This window comes from Bdellovibrio sp. HCB209 (assembly GCF_047306065.1).
GTDB lineage: Bacteria > Bdellovibrionota > Bdellovibrionia > Bdellovibrionales > Bdellovibrionaceae > Bdellovibrio.
The window spans coordinates 1,905,313-1,921,690 of sequence record NZ_CP178618.1; the positions used below are offsets into that span (position 1 = coordinate 1,905,313).

Below are 16,378 nucleotides of genomic sequence, written 5' to 3' on the forward strand. Positions count from 1 at the left end.
GGCTTTTTTTATGTCAAAAAAGGTCTAGGTCTTTTACAGAGTCCTTCGAGAATTTGAGGAAATCCCTTAACATGATAGATAGTTTGTTTAGCCAGAATAGCATCGACGAAGGTCTTGAGTGAGCAAGGGCTGATATCTCAGTCTGAGACGACATCTTGGGAATCGAAGTTAAGTGCGGGTTCTTGTTAAGTATTTAGCGTGATGTACCGAAAAGAACCACAACTATGAGGTCGTTATGAGATTGAAATTGAAGCCGTTCAAAGCACTGAAAGTACTTGCTGTCAGTACATCTGTTTTTACATTTTGTATGGCGCCAGTCGCGCAAGGCGCAGCAGCGGCTAATCAAAAGCAATTAATCAACCAATTCCTGAAGGACACTAAGATCTCTACAGAGAAACAAACTGTAGGTCAGTTCTGGCAACGTGTTCGTCACGTTTTCCCTAAGAAGCCTCAGAGCCAATTGGATCAATGGGTTCGCATCAATCGCGATCAACCAATGCCTTCCGTTGAAGCTTCAAGCTTTAAAGGACCAGATGGTAAAGAGCAAGTTCGTTTGAACTTCCTGATGAAGGATGGAAAAACGATGACAATGACTTTCACAGGTGACGAGGAAAGATTTGTAAAAATCAATTCCGTTTATTTGTCTGCGAAAGACTTGCAACGTTACAACAATTTCGACCAAGTAGTTGCTAAACTTGCAAAAGACCCAGTGATCAAAAAATCATTGGAAGTTCCTGTAGAAAAAGTTCCACCTAAGAAAACAAGATACACGACGCAAAAAAGATTCTTGAAAGGTCGTGAGATCGCTCAGCTTCCAACTTTGCGTCAGCAAGTTGATGTTTTGCTTCGTATGCGTGAAGCCTCCGAGGCTGCTGACAAAGTTTTCACTTCTGGCGGCGGTAAAAAAGGCGCGATGAATGAAATCTTGAACCGTGATGCGATTGAGTATGTATGGAGCATGTTGCTTCCAGACGCTCACGCAGCAACAGGTCCTTGTGTGGCTTCCGGTTGGATTGCTAGCTATCACCAAAACTCTTGTGCTCGTGCCGATGTAGGTCGCGATACTTTGTTGGCAAGTGCTAGTACGCTCCCATTTAGCCAAGCTATTAAAGATAAAGTTTCTGCTTGTGCGAATAGCGGCGGTCTTCCATGTAATCCAATGATCTTCGGTTTCGAAGATAACAATGGTAACCCGCATTGTATTAAGTCATCAGTTAAGACAGCTACTGCTCAATGTAACGATCGCGCACCGTTGTCTGCTTCTGGTAAAGAGAAAATCATCCAATCTATCGTAGCGGCTAAAGGTAAAGACTCAGCTCTATGTAAATTGAATGGTGAATCTACGGTTTCTGAAGCTTGTTTGAAAGCTCTTGATAACTATACGGATGGTTTGAGACAGCATTACTCTAATGCAGCTGATTTCTGTACAAAAGGTGCAGTAACAGGTCCTGAAAACCAAGATGCATGGTCAACTCGTACTGACGTTAAAGGCGACCAAGTTCAAGCTTGTGAAGCTCTTAAAAAGCGTTACTTCGGTTTGGCAGCATTGGTTGAGCAAGGTCCACCGATCGTGATCGCTCCGCCGCCAATTAAAGAAGACACTTGTGCGCAAACAACTCCAGGCACAAAACTAGATGCGAACGGTTCATGCGTTTGTGAAAACTCTGGTAATCCACCAGAAGAAACAGGCGAAATCGGTCAAACTAAAATGGGTTGCCCAGCTGTTGCCGCAGTAGGTGGCGTTGGCGGCAAAGTGGCTCCTAAAGAAGAAGAATGTTCTGAGTGGAGCTGGTGTAAGAAAAAAGGTCTCTACATCGGTGCAGGTATCGCTGTAGCAGCTCTTCTTGCATGGTTGTTGTTGAAAAAAGATAAGAAGAAAGACAAAAAAGATCCAGTTTACGAGGAGCCAGCTCCAGTACCAGAGCCAACTTCGACGGCAACTGTGTCGCCGACTCCTGGAACTACGATCACTCCAATCGACCCAGGCCCAACAACTCCGACGTGTGATGCTCCAAATACACTCGTCAACGGAGTCTGTACGCCACCGACGATCGTATATCCGGAACCTCCTCCATCAGAGGGTGGTACAACAACCGGATCGCCAATCAGCAGCGGTGTTCGCTAGAAGCTAGATGGCAAATACAGAAATAAACAGAAAAGAAAATCCACAGCGGGCTCCTCGGAAACGAGAAGCCCCTGTGCCTTTAAGGGGTCCACAAAAGGACCTTTTTAAGTCTCGTGGGGAGTTGAATTTCTCAACCGGGACGGGTTTTCAAGGTGGACCTTCACGCAAACGCAAAGGGTATCGTCTGGCTCTGTGGTCATTGATGGCTTCTGTGATTGATGGTTTGATTTTAGTCGCTATCAGCTGTGCCTTTTTGATTTCATTTTCACTTCTGATGAAAACGTCTGCGGCAAGTGTGATTAATACGTTCTTTCACACACAATCGCAGTTGATTTTACTTTTAGAAATCTATGCGGTGAGTGCTTGGGTTTACCTCATTGCGACTCGTGTTTTAACGGGCTCTACGATCGGTGAATGGGCGTGCAATATTCGTCTGGGGCAACCCCATGAGCGCATGGAAACTCGCTATGTATTGCGCGTATTAAAGCGTTCGACGCTGATTCTGGTAACAGGTGTTGTGGTTTTACCTGCGTTGTCTTTAATTTTAGGCGGCGATCTGACAGGAAAACTCTGCGGGCTTCGTCTATTTTCTTTGAAATAAAGCTAAAACTTCATAGTGCGCTGTCTGTGGGAATTGATCCACAATTGCAAGTTCGGTAATCTTATATCCGAAGGATTGCAGGCGTTCTGCATCCACAGCCATGGATTCTGGAAAACACGACATATAAATAAAGAACGGCGGTCTTTCTGAGGGCGATAGCTCTTCTAAAGGATTCAAGAACCCCATCAATCCTGAGCGCGGCGGATTTGCTAAGACGCCATCAAACTGAGAAAAATCCTGAAGGATCTTTTTTTGAAAATCGCCGCGGTAAATAGTCAGTTTTTCAGAGAGAGATTTAAGATCAGAAGGTAACATAAGAACTGTTTTCTCAAGTCCCTCTAAAGATAGCGCATCGATCTCACAAGCTAGAACTGATTTCGCTGTCGCCAGCGCTGGCAAAGTTAGATTTCCAATCCCAGATCCAAACTCGATCATACGAGCATTAGGATATTTATGAACCCAAGCCGAGATCTTATCTGCAATCAGTCTGTTTGCCTTTAAACTTGGCTGAGTGAAGCTTGCAACATGGCAGTAAAGGTTCACTGGGACTTCATTCATCCACGTTGTAAACCAAACATGAAGCTCTGGATCTTTGAGTTTGTATTCGCTGCCATTCCATACCGGAACTTTGCGACGTTGACCGATTTCAACAAAGGCTTGGGACTGCAAAGATTTTAAAATTTCTTTTTCGTCTAACAAGGCTTTGATGTCGATATTTGCGAAATCAAGCCACACACCACGTTCACCTTGGGGGCCGACTCTTAAGCGAATCGAACCCTTAGTGAAAGGCCATTTGATTTTTCTAAATTCTGTATACCAAGCTTGAAGCTCCGGAGATAGCTGCGCACAAACTTCGATGTCGACGATTTCGCGGGAGTTCTTGCCGTAAAGTCCCAGTCGGCCGTCTTGCAGGCTGTAATCCAGGCGATCGCGCAAATAAGCTGCACCTTGAGAGAGGAATTGGATATCTTTGGGATGTTTGAGGTTATGGCTCAAAAACAAAGCGCGCAGTTCGTTCTTTTTTAACTCAACCTGCTCCCCATAGGGTAGCGCCAGCAACTGACAGCCAGAGCAGGTGCTTTCATAGGGACAAGGGATAAGAGTTTGTGGTTCAGGTAGCATCATTTAGAACGGGGACCGGGCTCCAATTTGTATATGCAGCTGGCAGCATCTTTTTTCACGCCATCTTCATAGTGTAAGTCGCGCTCAGTATACCCCAGAGTTACGTGTGGGAAAAACAATTCTGGGTTAAATTCACCAGATTTCCCACCCTTGCTGATATAAAGTTCATTGATGGCTTTGCGGATTTGGAAAAGAGCTTCCGATTCGACCACCGCGAAATACGTGTTTTCCTCTTCTCCGTTGATTTGGACCGATCCCTTACCCACGCAAAGGGGGCGATAAGGGCTTTTTTGTAAGGCCATTTTTTCAGCCACCTGATGGATGTCTTTCATTTTCAAATGGCGGCTTAGGACTTTGTCGAATTCAACTGGATTGATCACTGTGATGTGAGCTTCCGCGCGATTTCGTAAGGGCTCATGGAGAGCTGATTCAAGGTCCTTTAGAATGGATTGCCATCCTGAGTAAGTCAGATTCATTGCCAGATAGTTCTTGAAAGGACCGCTGCCTTCGTGGGCAATGAATGGCGCTGGAGTATAAACCTCGTCCGTGTAATTGAATTCCCGCATTTGATTCTTTGTGGATGTCGCACATGAACTTAGCAAAATCATAATGAAAACCCATTGAATTGCGCGCACAAGCATCCTCCCAAGTTGTTTGACTAGGTCCCCAGTTACTCCTAGCCTACACACACTATGAAAAAAGAGAAAGTGCTACTTAAATATCTTCTACCTCTTACGGCGCTAGCAGCGATGAGTTCGTCCTGCCAAAGCAAAGAAACTAAAACTTCTGCTCCAGAATCTCATGGTGGAACAGTTGGTGCGGTCTTCGTAAACTCCCCGAATAGTTTGGTTAGTGAAACACGTCAGATGACGTTTGTAGGACCCAAATCAGGTGAGGGTTATTTCAGTCCAGACGGTAGCCACATGATCTTTCAAAGTGAACGTGAGCCTGGGAACCCTTTTTATCAGATGTATGTGATGAATCTTAAAAGCGGTGAAACTCGTCGTGTCTCTACGGGTACGGGTAAAACCACTTGTGGCTGGATTCATCCTTCGATGAAAAAAGTCATGTTCTCGTCCACTCATGCAGATCCTGATTCTAAAAAGAAAATGACTGAGGAGATCGAGAACCGTAAAAAGGCCGTTAAAGCTAAGTACTCTTGGTCCTTTGATGAAAACTACGACATTTGGACTTCTGACCTTGAAGGTAAGAACCTGAAGCGTCTGACTAAAGAAAAAGGCTACGATGCGGAGGGCGCTTACTCCCCAGATGGGAAGCATATTGTTTTCGCCTCCAATCGCGCGGCCTATACTGAAAAAATGTCTTCAGAAGACCAGAAGTACTTTGATCAAGATCCGTCCTACATGATGGATATTTATATTATGAATGCGGATGGATCTAATGTGCGCCGTCTGACGGATGCCAAAGGTTACGATGGCGGTCCCTTTTTCAGTGCCGATGGTAAAAAGATCACTTGGCGTCGTTTCAATGCCTTAGGAACGATGGCTGAAATCTATACGATGAATATCGATGGCAGCGAGCAAAAGCCCGTGACGAAATTGAAGTCCATGTCCTGGGCGCCTTTCTTTCATCCATCAGGTGATTACATTGTGTTTGGGTCGAGTGTCTTGGGCTTCACAAATTTTGAGTTGTTCATTGTGGATGCTGCGGGAAAATCAGATCCAGTGCGTGTGACTTTCGCCGATGACTTTGATGGTCTTCCGGTTTTCACGCCAGACGGCAAAAACTTGTCCTGGACCCACAGAAATCAAAAAGGGGATTCACAGATTGTGATGGCTAAGTGGGACGATGCTCAGGCTCGTCGTCTGTTGAAATTACCCACTAACGATCCAGCCAAAGCGTCTTTATCTGCTGACATCAATGTGACCGATCTTAAAACTTGGGTGGGTTATTTAACACAGAATGAATTTGCAGGCCGCAGTACGGGTGGCACTCAAGAGAAAGTTTACAGCGATAAATTAGCGGAGCTATTTAAGGCCTGGGGATTAAAACCCGCAGGAACTAAAGGGACTTACTTCCAAACCTTCGAGTTTACTTCAGGTGTGAGTCTGGGTGATAAGAACTTACTTGAGGTTATTGGTAAAGGTAAATCAGATCTCAAGGTCTCTCAGGATTATCAACCGCTTTCGTTTTCTAAGAACGGTCCAGTCAGTGGTGCGCCGATTGTTTTTGCAGGCTACGGCATTAAAGCCCCCGCATCTGACAAAGAGGCCGCTTATGATTCTTATAAGGGCCTTGATGTTAAAAACAAATGGGTGATGGTCTTTACGGATCTTCCCGAGAATATTCCTTCAGCCCGCCGCCAGTATTTGAATCTATACTCAAGAATGCAACATAAGGTTACGGTTGCAAAAAATGAAGGAGCTGTCGGCTTGATCGCTGTTTATGGTCCTTCAAGTCAGCGTTCGGATGCGTTTGGTTCTGTTAAATTCGAGGGTTCACTTTCTGAATCCAGTATCGCCGTGATTCGAGTGTCTGCGAAATTGGCGGATGACTTGCTAAAACGTGCGGGGAAAGATCTTAAATCTGAGCAGTCCGTGTTGGATAAAGGCGAAGTTACGCCAGGAATTGCCATTCCTTCTACGTATTTAAAGGCAAATATTGATCTGCAATATCAAAAATCTAAAGGCATTAATGTCATTGCTGAGCTTCCAGTCAAAGGTGCGAAGTCCAGTATTTTGATTGGTGCTCACGGAGATCATTTAGGATTGGGAGTTGCGGGAAGTTCGCTAGCTAAAAAGGACGAACAAGGTCTTCCTCACGGTGGAGCTGATGATAACGCTTCGGGTGTTGCTGGCGTGATGGAGCTTGCTCATTACTATGCAAATTTGCAAAAGACCCAACCAGGAAAGCTTAAGAAGAGCTTGATGTTTGCTGTGTGGTCCGGCGAAGAGCTTGGGAATCTTGGTTCCACTCACTTCACCAAAGAAATGGGCACTCGCAAGATCGAAGCTTATCTAAATATGGATATGGTGGGCCGCCTGCGTGATCGTCTGTTTGTGCAAGGCCTGGGGTCTGGTGACACCTGGACTGCAATGGCAGAGCAAGTGGAAGCGAAAACCCTGGTTCCCATGGTGACTCAAGAAGATCCTTACTTGCCGACAGATTCCTTGGCTCTTTATATGGCGGGAGTTCCGACGGCGCATTTCTTTACAGGGGCTCACCAGGAATATCATACGCCACGTGACACGATGGATTTGTTGAACTTTGAAGGTCTAGTGAAAGTTTTAGATGTCGTGAAAGGGTTTAATGACCAGATCGCGATGTCGTCCAAAACTTCAGTAAAATATGTTAAGGTCGCAAGCTCACAGAATAATATGGAAGGCAGAATCTTCCGAGTCTATGTGGGAACAATTCCTGACTACACTCAAGAAGGCATCAAAGGAGTTCTGCTTTCAGGTGTTTCAAAAGACAGTCCAGCTGAAAAAGCCGGACTTCTGGAAAAAGACGTCATGATCGAGTTTGATAACACTAAGATCGATAACATTTACGATTACGTTTATGCACTTCAAGCGGTGAAGCCGAACAAAGAGACGACTTTAAAAGTCTTGCGCTCCGGAAAAGTGATTGAGCTTAAAGTCACACCGAAACTGAAAGAGTAATTTTCAAAAATGGGGCTCAGGGGAGTCCAGGAAAAGAAAAAGGGGAGTGGTTAACTCCCCTTTTTCATTAGATTTCTAGTTTGCTGGAAATTTCAATTTCGGGCATTTCGTTTTTAAGTACTTTGCCAAATTCTTATCAGAATATTTGATGTAGGGATCGCCATCAGGGCTGTAGGTGAACACATCACCAATTAAGATATTACATGAAGTTCCTGCGGCATCGATAAACTTTGCCTTGGCTTTTGGAACTCCCGTAGGTGCTGAGCCGCGTTTGAATCCAGCGTCCAGGATCAAGCCTTGATACTTCTTAATCTCTACGCCGCCGTTGTTGTAAGGTGTGATTTCAGAAGCGACCTGAACTTCAGCCTTATTCATCCCAGACAGTTGGGCTGTTTCATAATCGAAGTAATATTCATCTCCCACAGTCGAGGTGACTTCCAAACGACGAACTTCTTCATTCCATTTGAATGTCGGGTTTGTGTGGCGACGCGGAAATGTATAGAACTCACGCGCTCCCGTGGATTCTGAGATAGGTCCAGTTCCAAAGGAGTTAAAGATCATCAGGTTCCCGTCTTCAGCAAAGACGTAGCCGCGGTAAACCATCGAGTTGCCCTTGAAGTTACTGACCGAAACAAAGCACGATCCTGAGGCTGTGGGGCGCATTTGCACCTGGATGCTGCCGCCTCTCTCAACACGATCCTGACAAGACTGACTGTCCTGAGATTGGGCAAACGCCATTCCTGGCAGAACGAACAAAAGGGAAAGCAAAAGTTGCATAAATACCTCACTGGTTCTTTCAGGAGAACGCAGACCAAAGCTGCTGTCAGCAACGGAAACGGAGCAGCAAAAAAATACCCAACAAAACTTTAACCAATTCTGGACTCGAAGAACATTAACCTTTTGTGTTCTTATATGAGTCTCCCAGCGAGAGGGTTTGCCAGATGTCATCTACTTTTTCCGACGAATTTAGAAAGTATCAAAAACAGGAACGCCGCCTAACGGCTGCGATCGTATTGGTGTCTGTGATGGCACCGGTTTCGTTTTCTATTTTGCTGGACAAAAAGTTTCACTGGATCGTGTGTGGGATTACAGCGTTGATCTTTTTGGTGGCCGCTGTGGGCTTGCATGTTTATCGTGCGCAGGTTTCTCAGAAGCTTTTAAAAAAGTATGAAACCCTGGATGTGGGTTCGGTGTTGGCGAAAAAGATTTCTCCGAAGGCCCCGAGTCGTTTTGTGATCACGAATACTGGCTACAATCATTTCTATCTTCGTTGCCTGAATACAGGTGAACAAGTTCTCGTGTCTAAACACAGAGTTCGCGAAGATTTCGACATTGCAAATTGAATTTAGAGTTTTCATGACGGAGCCTATTTTAAATGGAGGCTCCCATGAGAAGTCCCGCGCTGTATCTGGCGCTATTTACTTTTCTATATCTAAAAACATCTCTGGCAGGTGTTTTGGATTATCATTGTTCCTCTAAAATATTCTCTGGTGTGAATACCAAATACTGTATTAATCAGGTGGATCGCACTCACAATAAAGACATCATTTTTTTCTTTCATGGTATTTCCGGTTCAGAACAATCCTGGTTTAAAAAATCAGACACTCGATCCATTGCAAAACACTGGTTGGCTCGCAAGTACGAACCCACAGTGATTTCAATTTCCTTTGGTCCGGTGTGGATGCTGGTTGCAAATCAAAAGTTCCAGTATCTGAATTTGTTTCGCGAGCAAATCCTGCCTTACTTAGAAAACGAGGTCGGCGGTTTATCTGGTGGACGACGGATGGTTATTGGGCAATCCATGGGTGGATTTAATGCCGCCGAAGCTTCCTTAAGAAACCCCGGCATGTTCTCGCGAGTGGTTTTGTTATGTCCCGCTTTGACAGTGATGGGGCCTTTTGCGACTCCGGACGAGATCGATGACTATAAACAACGAACCCATGCTGAAAGTCTTTTAGTAGATTCGATTATTGATATTTCAAAGCGTTATATCGTAGATCAGGCAGATTGGGATCAGCACGATCCGATGAAGTTACCAGCGATCTATCCCACCGAAATCTTGAAGCCGCTCTATTATGTTTCAACGGGTCGGGGAGATAATTTTGGTTTTCAAGAGGGTTCAGAAATTTTCGTAGAAACAATTAAAAAATATGGCTTCCAGGCGCAGTGGGCTCCAGTTTATGGATGGCACTGTAGTTTCAATCGTCAGGGAGCTGCTGATTTTATCAGAGGAGTTTCGAAATGAACGATATGGAATCATATAAGGGGTTTAAAGACGAAAATCGCATTAAAGGCGATGATGTCAATGCGGATGAATACCGCGAAGAGATCCGTCTGTTGATTGAGAAGCTGGTCCGCTATTTGGTAGACCAACCCGACACAGTTACGGTGACTACTTACGTGGGTCCAAAGACCACGGTGTATAGAGTGAATTGCGCGAAAGACAACCTCGGGCAAGTGATCGGTGCTCAAGGGAAAACTATTATGGGACTTAGAGCTGTGGTTCACGCCATGACAGCTAGAAATGGAATTCGTTCCATCGTGGAGATCCCGGTCTAGGTGGTAAGATGACTAAAAATTCCTTGTTCCTGCTGGTCGTGATCATTGTTGTGGGCTTTGCTGTTTGGTTTGCAAAATTCGGCCAGGATCTTAAAAGAACACAGGAAATCGTCTCGGAGCAAAACGATGACACGCAAAGATTGTTGCGTCGTCGAACAACAGCGGCGGTGGCGGAACCTACTGTCGCAGCCTCTTTGCCAGATAATAGCGTTCGGAAAAACCAACTTCAGCAAGAGATTCAGTCTCTTTCTAATCAATTGTATCAAGAGAACCAAAAGCTCGAAACTCAGCAGCAATACATCGATGATATTCGTCGACGCAGTAATCCCACGCAAACCGAGCTGAGTTACCGAAATCAAATCAGCAACGCCACTCAAGAGATCTCCTATCTTACAGACCTTTTGCGGGGAGATCAGATGTCGGAGTCAGATATCCAGCGTGAAGCTCAACGTCTGCAAACCGAGCAAGATACTTCACTGCGCTTTTATCAAGAGCAAATGGATCAAAACATCCGTGATCAAGAGGCTTTACTAAGAAATACTCAAGAGGAAATTGCATTCTGGAATTTGAATAACAACTATATAAACGAAAAACAGGCTAGACTACAAACATTGCAACAGCTTTTGATCGATCAAACACAGCAGCTGCAAAATATGAAAGTGCAGAAACTCGAGCTGTCTGCTCGGGCATTAGAACAATCTCAAGCGATTCAAACTCAGGCACGTCAAGTTGCCAGTGACAATGCCCAAGCCCGTGAAGAGACTCAAAGTGAAATCACCTCGTTAAGAGAAGATATTCAACGACTTGAGTACGCCTATAGGCAGCGACGATATTCCCAGATGTCGGGCCAATCTCAGGCCCAACAAGCCGAAAGAAATTTACAAGGACAACAGGAAGTGATTCGATCTATTCAGGAGCTCTTGCGAGAAAAGCAAGCTCAACTCAATCAACTTCAGTAAGGTCGTTGTTCATGAAGAAGAAAACCAAGAAGCATCTGGCTCTAATCGCACACGATGGTAAAAAGGCGCTTATGGTGTCCTTTGTTCGGGATCACATTGATGAGTTTAAGAAATACAATATCTCTGCTACTGGAAATACAGGGCGTTTGTTGCAAGCCGCTGGCTTGAAAGTGACTCGTCGTTTGTCAGGACCTTTAGGCGGTGATGCACAAATCGCTGCCGAAGTCGCAACCAAGAAATGTCAGGGCGTGATTTTCTTTAGAGATCCATTAGGAATGCATCCCCATGACCCCGATATTTCTATGTTGATGCGTTTGTGTGATGTGCACAATGTGCCGTTGGCGACAAACCCAGCTTCGGCGGAATTGTTAATCCGCGGTTTGATGGACTAGTACTTTTTGTAAATGCGGTCTTAGGGATTCCATAGCTTTAAGACCGTTAAAGACCACTTCAAATTCTAAATCTATTTTCCCAGTCCATATTTCATCACGCTTAAGCACGTCATAAGTATTCACTTCGACATCTCCGCGACGATAAGCTTGTAAAAGTTCCTGTTTTGAAAAAGGAATTAAAACCGGCTCGTTGCCTTGAAATTTAAAATAGTTCACAGCAAAGTGAGTTTTCGCACCGAACGGTCCTACTTTAATGGGATTGCCTCGAGCCCATTGTATTTTCTCTGAAGCATTCATCACCCGAGAAAGCTGAATTTGATCGGGGAGACTTGAAAGATAGACTTCGCCTTGATCAACTAAGCGAACAGTCTCGTGTTCCAAATAAGCAGCCTTATAGCGCTTCACTAAAGGGTCATGATGCCCCTCTTGTCTGAATTGGAGGGATTTATCCATAAACGCGGCAACACCATTCGAGCGCACATATTCGTAGCTGATATCGTCTTCGTCGACGCGACTTTTTAGTTTCACGATAAAGACGCCGTAACCATCAGCGAACTTACCCGGCATGAGTTTAACACTCTCCACAGAATAATCAGACAAACGAATGGGATTATACACTCGCCCTTGCTCGACATTTCGTGAGTTTGCTTGAAAGAGCTTTTCAGTCAGCTTCAAAACGTTAGCGAGAGTCTTTTCAGAGTCTATCGATTTATCATTCAAAGGTTTGCCGCCAAGGCGCTGGTAAAAGGCCTCAGGGACAGTCGTTAATTCTGCCGCAAAGACGTACTCACAGCTATGAGCCGCCAATGCCTGTAAAGGCATGACAGCTGTACAAGCCATAGCCAGCATAAAGGCTTTCAAAGCCATTATAATGAATTTGGGGAGCAGAATTCTCATGTCTTTTTAAAAATGCAAGGCGGGGGCCTGACTTAAAATGGCATCTGTTCAGAGTGTTATCAGCGGCCTCTCTCTGAGGTCGGTTATATTAGATATTAAGGCGGCCTAGAAATCGCACATGGAACACGCATGCAGTTCGTAAGTACTAAAGCCAAATTCCTAATTCAGCTCATTGTTATTGCCGTGATGGCTTTGGTAACCTCCTTTGCGAAGGCGGAAACCAACCTTCAGTGTCGCTCGATTTTTTCTGATAAAATTCTTAGATCTGCCCCCCTTAAAGAATCTGTTTCGGAACCTCTTTTAAATGACGTCATCATTGAAACTATCGAAGGCCATGGTCAAATCACTAGTCGTTATAGAATCAATCAGACTGAGGCTTTATCCTTGGGTGAAAAATGGATGGGTTCTGGTTATAAAGAAATTGGCCAACCTGGCAGCGGCGTTTATTTAAGTGCTGATGGCCGTCGCAGATTCCGTATCGATAATAATTCCGTCCTGGGAAATCACAGCCCTCACAAGCCCCATGTTCATTTAGAGCTTCTGGAGCCGATCTCCAACATAGTCATCGTAAATAATCATATTATCTTAAACTAATTTTATGGTGTCCTGAGGTCACCGGTATCGCCCTGAGGCCGGATTCAACCGGTTCATGGAAATGGTTACCAGAAGGCACCAAGCTTATAGACTTCTGAGTGTTTGCCCACTATATCGGGGCCATGATTTCTCCATTAGAATACCAAGATTATCAGGGTTTTTTGCGGGACTTATTCTTAAGCAAAGTTTCTCATCGCAATATGAGTTTGCGAAGCTTCGCTAGAATCGCCGGCATGAGCCACTCTTACTTGTCGCGAGTCATGAACTCCCAAAAGACTTTATCTATTGGGGCTGCCAGTAAGATCAGTCAAATTTTGGATCTTTCTCCTGAAGAAGAAGCTCATTTAATGAGACTCGTCGCTCGCGATCAATTGATCGAGACCTCACGCAGCGGCCAGCAATTACGTGCACGAATTCTTAAAACTCAAAAAGCCCCGAAAACTGTTCTTTCTTTGGAGCAATTTAAAGCTGTCGCCGACTGGCATCACTTTGCGATTTTAGCCTTGTTAAATACGAAAGATTTTCGTGGGACGGGGAAATGGATCGGGGAGAGATTGGGGATTCCCACTGAAGTTGCCAAGGAATCTTTCCAGCGCTTGTTAAAGCTTGGGTTTATCAATAAAGAAAATGGCAAATACGTGGCTGTTAATGATGGTGATATTTCCACTCCTCATGATGTGCCATCGCAAGCGGTTCGTGAAAATCACCGCCAGCAATTGCATTTGGCGGCAATGGCTTTGACATCACAAACTGTTGAAGAAATTGAATTTCAAAATGCTTCAATTCCGATTTTGAAATCAGATATTCCCAAAGCAAAAAAACGTCTTCGTTTATTTATGGATCAATTCATTCGTGATTTAGAAAAAAATCCGGGCGAAGAAGTTTACCAAGTTAATTTGCAATTTTACGCACTTTCTAAATCTTCCAAAAAGGACCTCGTATGAAATGGATGTTATTTCTAATTTCATTGCTTGCTATTGATACAGCGATCGCAGCTCCGCGCGTGAATAATGGCGGCGGCGGTTGGGCTTGTCGTAAAAACGATGGTACCGGGAAAGTCATTTGGATTAAATCTGCCGATTTGACGAAGGTTGAGTTTTACATGGCCCGTGGCCTTAAAGAAAAAGAAGGCAACGTTTGGGATTTGCTTCATGAGCAACGCAAATACATTAAAGACGTCCTTCCGAATCTTGATGCTATTTTAACGGAAAAAATTCTACCAATTGGTAGCTCTTTGGTCGCGATGGACGGGGCCTTAAGTTACATCCCAGATGCAGAATTACTTTATAAACCACCAGCAACAAGTTGCCCTGGTGGTCTGGTTTCTTATGTTCAATTAGCGACAGCCACAATGGATGGAAAAATTCTGTATTCCACACGCGTATGGGATACCTATGAGTTTTCATCGTATCAAAAAGCGGCGGTTCTGTTGCATGAACAAATCTATTTTGCTCTTCGCAAGAAATTCGGCGATGAAAGTTCATATAGAACACGCCAAATTATCGGGCTTATCTATACAGGATTGGAAGAGTCTGAATTGCGCAGACAAGTTGATGAAGTTTTAAGTGATTTACCGCGCTCTGAAACTGGCATCTTTGGTTTTACCAATACGCCGGCATTATTTAATGTCGATGTGACTTGTTCTATTGAGCTTAATGACGACCAGAATATCTTCACTTGGAAACCTGGAGTGGATCAAAATGAACACCTTTATAATCAAGGTGGATTTGAATTCAGTGTTCGCACTTGGATGGTTGATGGAAGCCCGATGAGATTGCAAATCAAAGATCTTGAAACCAAGATCAGTACCATTGTCGAAATCCCAGATGCGATTCCCATGTTCAATGCAACAGGAAGAGTTCAGGCCTTTTTAAAAGGCGAAAAGAGAAAAGCCAGACTTCGCTGCGAATCTAGAAGCTCTTTGGATCGTGATCCTTTATAGTTAAAACCACAGAAATAGGCGTTAAAGTGGGCTTTGGAAAAGGCCCATAAAAGCTTCTGATAAGTTATATTATGTAACATCATATATGTGTCAGATCTGATATAACCATATTAGAGGCCTTTTTCAGGCCTAAATACCTAGGTTCTTAAAGCTCAGTTCGTTGCGATGATTTGATTCATTCTTGGCACAACGACATCCCAATTCAAATCGCGATTTATACGCTTTCTAAGCTCATCTGCAGATTGGCTTTCTCCATGCACCAGAAAGACTCTTTCCGGTGCCTGTGGGCCTGATTTAAGCCATCTTAAAAGCTCGCTTCTGTCTGCATGTGCTGAAAACGAATCCGATGAAACAACTTTGCAGTTTATATCTACATAAAGACCATGGATTTTGATCTCTTTAGAGCCCGTTAATAAACTATGTCCACGAGTTCCTGGTGTTTGAAATCCAGCCAGCAAGATCATGTTTCTTGAATCAGGTGCCAATGCTTTCACATGATGTAAAACTCGGCCACCAGTTAACATTCCGCTCGCTGCGATGATGATTTTTGGGCCCGATTTATCATCGTTTAAAGCCTTAGAATCTTCGGCCGTTTTAACTGTGTGAACTTCAGACATAATCTCTGCAAATTGACCTGATCCGAGACGATGAAACCCATGATATTCCTCATAGAGTTTTGCCACCTCATGGCCCATTGGCGAGTTAAAGTAAACGGGGATTTGGGCGGGGACTTCCCCGTTTCTTTTTAATTCAGTGATTTCAAATAACAGATTTTGCGCCCGCCCTACTGCAAAACTTGGAATTAACAAGACTCCCCTGGATTTTGCGATCTCTAAAATGCAGTTTTTAAGGACTTCTTTAGATGAAACGTTTGAATGATCGCGATCTCCATAAGTAGATTCCATCACCACATAGTTTGTTTTAGACAAAGCTTCAGGTTCAGGCATTAAAGGGTCTGAATACCTACCTAAATCACCCGAAAAATGGATCTTTTTAACACCGTTTGAAACTGATGCTGAAGCAGCCCCTAAAATATGTCCTGAACTAAAGAATTCAATCGTTAAAGATCCAATTTGAAATGGCGTATGTAAATCGATGGGTTTTAACATCGGTAAAGTACGTTCAACATCTTCAGTGGTATATAAAGGCAGGGCTGGACGGTGTTTGGAAAAGCCTTTTCTATTAGCGTAATCAGCATCTTCCTCTTGGATCTTGGCGGAATCCATTAAGATGATTTGCGTGAGTTCTAATGTTGGATGTGTGCAGTAAATAGGTCCTTTAAATCCACGTTTCACCAATAAAGGCAAAGCACCACAATGGTCCAGATGAGCATGAGTTAAAACAACAGCGTTAATATCTCGTGTATCAAATGGAAAATCTTGCCAGTTTAATTCACGCAGATCTTTGAATCCTTGAAACATTCCGCAATCAACCAGAATGCGCGTGCCTTTATCGTTCACCAAGAATTTTGAACCTGTGACAGTTCCAGCGGCACCCAAAAAGGCGATTTCCATTTACGACCTCCTGATTTCGTAAACAGAATCTCACCTAAAGATGTCGAATG

At 44.2% G+C, this 16,378-nt stretch carries 16 protein-coding genes; 11 read left to right on the top strand and 5 right to left on the bottom strand.

Features of this window, described 5'->3' with window-relative positions; all coding sequences use genetic code 11:
* The first annotated feature begins 235 nt into the window (after window positions 1-235).
* Both ACLVWP_RS09295 and ACLVWP_RS09300 read left to right on the top strand, forming a co-directional pair.
* Complete coding sequence (locus tag ACLVWP_RS09295) at window positions 236-2,125, top strand: hypothetical protein (protein ID WP_413561528.1); 1,890 nt, start codon at window positions 236-238, stop codon at window positions 2,123-2,125.
* Between the two features lie 73 nt (window positions 2,126-2,198).
* Window positions 2,199-2,726 carry an RDD family protein gene (locus tag ACLVWP_RS09300; protein ID WP_413561530.1) on the top strand — a complete coding sequence of 176 codons (528 nt, stop codon included), beginning with the start codon at window positions 2,199-2,201 and terminating at the stop codon, window positions 2,724-2,726.
* Here the strand turns inward: ACLVWP_RS09300 and ACLVWP_RS09305 are convergent.
* On the bottom strand, window positions 2,709-3,851 hold the full coding sequence (locus tag ACLVWP_RS09305; RefSeq protein WP_413561532.1) for an RNA methyltransferase: 1,143 nt from the start codon (window positions 3,849-3,851) through the stop codon (window positions 2,709-2,711). The genes ACLVWP_RS09300 and ACLVWP_RS09305 overlap by 18 nt on opposite strands.
* Window positions 3,848-4,483, bottom strand: a complete 636-nt coding sequence (locus ACLVWP_RS09310; protein ID WP_413561533.1) for a 2'-5' RNA ligase family protein — start codon at window positions 4,481-4,483, stop codon at window positions 3,848-3,850. Before ACLVWP_RS09310 ends, ACLVWP_RS09305 begins: the two co-directional genes overlap by 4 nt.
* Before the next feature lie 57 nt (window positions 4,484-4,540).
* Between ACLVWP_RS09310 and ACLVWP_RS09315 the strand changes: the two genes are divergently transcribed.
* On the top strand, window positions 4,541-7,471 hold the full coding sequence (locus ACLVWP_RS09315) for a M28 family peptidase (protein ID WP_413561535.1): 2,931 nt from the start codon (window positions 4,541-4,543) through the stop codon (window positions 7,469-7,471).
* A gap of 75 nt (window positions 7,472-7,546) precedes the next feature.
* On the opposite strand, the gene ACLVWP_RS09320 is transcribed toward ACLVWP_RS09315, so the two are convergent.
* Window positions 7,547-8,248, bottom strand: a complete 702-nt coding sequence (locus ACLVWP_RS09320; RefSeq protein ID WP_413561536.1) for a hypothetical protein — start codon at window positions 8,246-8,248, stop codon at window positions 7,547-7,549.
* Between the two features lie 164 nt (window positions 8,249-8,412).
* On the opposite strand from ACLVWP_RS09320, the gene ACLVWP_RS09325 reads away from it, so the two are divergent.
* The 5 genes from ACLVWP_RS09325 to ACLVWP_RS09345 are packed head-to-tail and all read left to right on the top strand — an operon-like array spanning window position 8,413 to window position 11,381.
* On the top strand, window positions 8,413-8,814 hold the full coding sequence (locus tag ACLVWP_RS09325; RefSeq protein ID WP_413561538.1) for a hypothetical protein: 402 nt from the start codon (window positions 8,413-8,415) through the stop codon (window positions 8,812-8,814).
* Window positions 8,815-8,858: 44 nt separating this feature from the next.
* Entirely contained in the window at window positions 8,859-9,716 is an 858-nt protein-coding gene (locus tag ACLVWP_RS09330; protein ID WP_413561539.1) for an alpha/beta hydrolase-fold protein, read from the top strand.
* On the top strand, window positions 9,713-10,030 hold the full coding sequence (locus ACLVWP_RS09335) for a KH domain-containing protein (RefSeq protein ID WP_413561541.1): 318 nt from the start codon (window positions 9,713-9,715) through the stop codon (window positions 10,028-10,030). The genes ACLVWP_RS09330 and ACLVWP_RS09335 overlap by 4 nt, the downstream gene beginning before the upstream one ends.
* A gap of 8 nt (window positions 10,031-10,038) precedes the next feature.
* Entirely contained in the window at window positions 10,039-10,989 is a 951-nt protein-coding gene (locus ACLVWP_RS09340; protein ID WP_413561542.1) for a hypothetical protein, read from the top strand.
* A gap of 11 nt (window positions 10,990-11,000) precedes the next feature.
* Window positions 11,001-11,381: a methylglyoxal synthase gene (locus ACLVWP_RS09345; protein ID WP_413561543.1), complete on the top strand. Its 381-nt coding sequence runs from the start codon at window positions 11,001-11,003 to the stop codon at window positions 11,379-11,381.
* On the opposite strand, the gene ACLVWP_RS09350 is transcribed toward ACLVWP_RS09345, so the two are convergent.
* Window positions 11,358-12,248, bottom strand: a complete 891-nt coding sequence (locus tag ACLVWP_RS09350; protein ID WP_413561544.1) for a hypothetical protein — start codon at window positions 12,246-12,248, stop codon at window positions 11,358-11,360. The genes ACLVWP_RS09345 and ACLVWP_RS09350 overlap by 24 nt on opposite strands.
* 159 nt (window positions 12,249-12,407) lie before the next feature.
* On the opposite strand from ACLVWP_RS09350, the gene ACLVWP_RS09355 reads away from it, so the two are divergent.
* The 3 genes from ACLVWP_RS09355 to ACLVWP_RS09365 all read left to right on the top strand — a co-directional run bounded on the left by ACLVWP_RS09355 (window position 12,408) and on the right by ACLVWP_RS09365 (window position 14,814).
* Complete coding sequence (locus ACLVWP_RS09355; RefSeq protein WP_413561545.1) at window positions 12,408-12,872, top strand: hypothetical protein; 465 nt, start codon at window positions 12,408-12,410, stop codon at window positions 12,870-12,872.
* 122 nt (window positions 12,873-12,994) lie between these two features.
* The gene (locus tag ACLVWP_RS09360; protein WP_413561546.1) at window positions 12,995-13,816 is read left to right on the top strand and encodes a TIGR02147 family protein; all 822 of its coding nucleotides are present in this window, start codon (window positions 12,995-12,997) and stop codon (window positions 13,814-13,816) included.
* A complete protein-coding gene (locus ACLVWP_RS09365; protein ID WP_413561547.1) occupies window positions 13,813-14,814 on the top strand; it encodes a hypothetical protein in 1,002 nt (333 codons plus the stop codon). Before ACLVWP_RS09360 ends, ACLVWP_RS09365 begins: the two co-directional genes overlap by 4 nt.
* Window positions 14,815-14,966: 152 nt before the next feature.
* On the opposite strand, the gene ACLVWP_RS09370 is transcribed toward ACLVWP_RS09365, so the two are convergent.
* Window positions 14,967-16,313: an MBL fold metallo-hydrolase RNA specificity domain-containing protein gene (locus tag ACLVWP_RS09370; protein WP_413561548.1), complete on the bottom strand. Its 1,347-nt coding sequence runs from the start codon at window positions 16,311-16,313 to the stop codon at window positions 14,967-14,969.
* Window positions 16,314-16,378 lie beyond the last annotated feature (65 nt).

What these genes read in the sequence shown, in the direction of transcription:
- ACLVWP_RS09295 (WP_413561528.1), top strand. Translation starts at nt 236, where the DNA reads ATGAGATTGAAATTGAAGCCGTTCAAAGCACTGAAAGTACTTGCTGTC.
- ACLVWP_RS09305 (WP_413561532.1), bottom strand. Translation starts at nt 3,851, where the DNA reads ATGATGCTACCTGAACCACAAACTCTTATCCCTTGTCCCTATGAAAGC.
- ACLVWP_RS09315 (WP_413561535.1), top strand. Translation starts at nt 4,541, where the DNA reads ATGAAAAAAGAGAAAGTGCTACTTAAATATCTTCTACCTCTTACGGCG.
- ACLVWP_RS09320 (WP_413561536.1), bottom strand. Translation starts at nt 8,248, where the DNA reads ATGCAACTTTTGCTTTCCCTTTTGTTCGTTCTGCCAGGAATGGCGTTT.
- ACLVWP_RS09325 (WP_413561538.1), top strand. Translation starts at nt 8,413, where the DNA reads ATGTCATCTACTTTTTCCGACGAATTTAGAAAGTATCAAAAACAGGAA.
- ACLVWP_RS09330 (WP_413561539.1), top strand. Translation starts at nt 8,859, where the DNA reads ATGAGAAGTCCCGCGCTGTATCTGGCGCTATTTACTTTTCTATATCTA.
- ACLVWP_RS09335 (WP_413561541.1), top strand. Translation starts at nt 9,713, where the DNA reads ATGAACGATATGGAATCATATAAGGGGTTTAAAGACGAAAATCGCATT.
- ACLVWP_RS09340 (WP_413561542.1), top strand. Translation starts at nt 10,039, where the DNA reads ATGACTAAAAATTCCTTGTTCCTGCTGGTCGTGATCATTGTTGTGGGC.
- ACLVWP_RS09345 (WP_413561543.1), top strand. Translation starts at nt 11,001, where the DNA reads ATGAAGAAGAAAACCAAGAAGCATCTGGCTCTAATCGCACACGATGGT.
- ACLVWP_RS09350 (WP_413561544.1), bottom strand. Translation starts at nt 12,248, where the DNA reads ATGGCTTTGAAAGCCTTTATGCTGGCTATGGCTTGTACAGCTGTCATG.
- ACLVWP_RS09355 (WP_413561545.1), top strand. Translation starts at nt 12,408, where the DNA reads ATGCAGTTCGTAAGTACTAAAGCCAAATTCCTAATTCAGCTCATTGTT.
- ACLVWP_RS09360 (WP_413561546.1), top strand. Translation starts at nt 12,995, where the DNA reads ATGATTTCTCCATTAGAATACCAAGATTATCAGGGTTTTTTGCGGGAC.
- ACLVWP_RS09365 (WP_413561547.1), top strand. Translation starts at nt 13,813, where the DNA reads ATGAAATGGATGTTATTTCTAATTTCATTGCTTGCTATTGATACAGCG.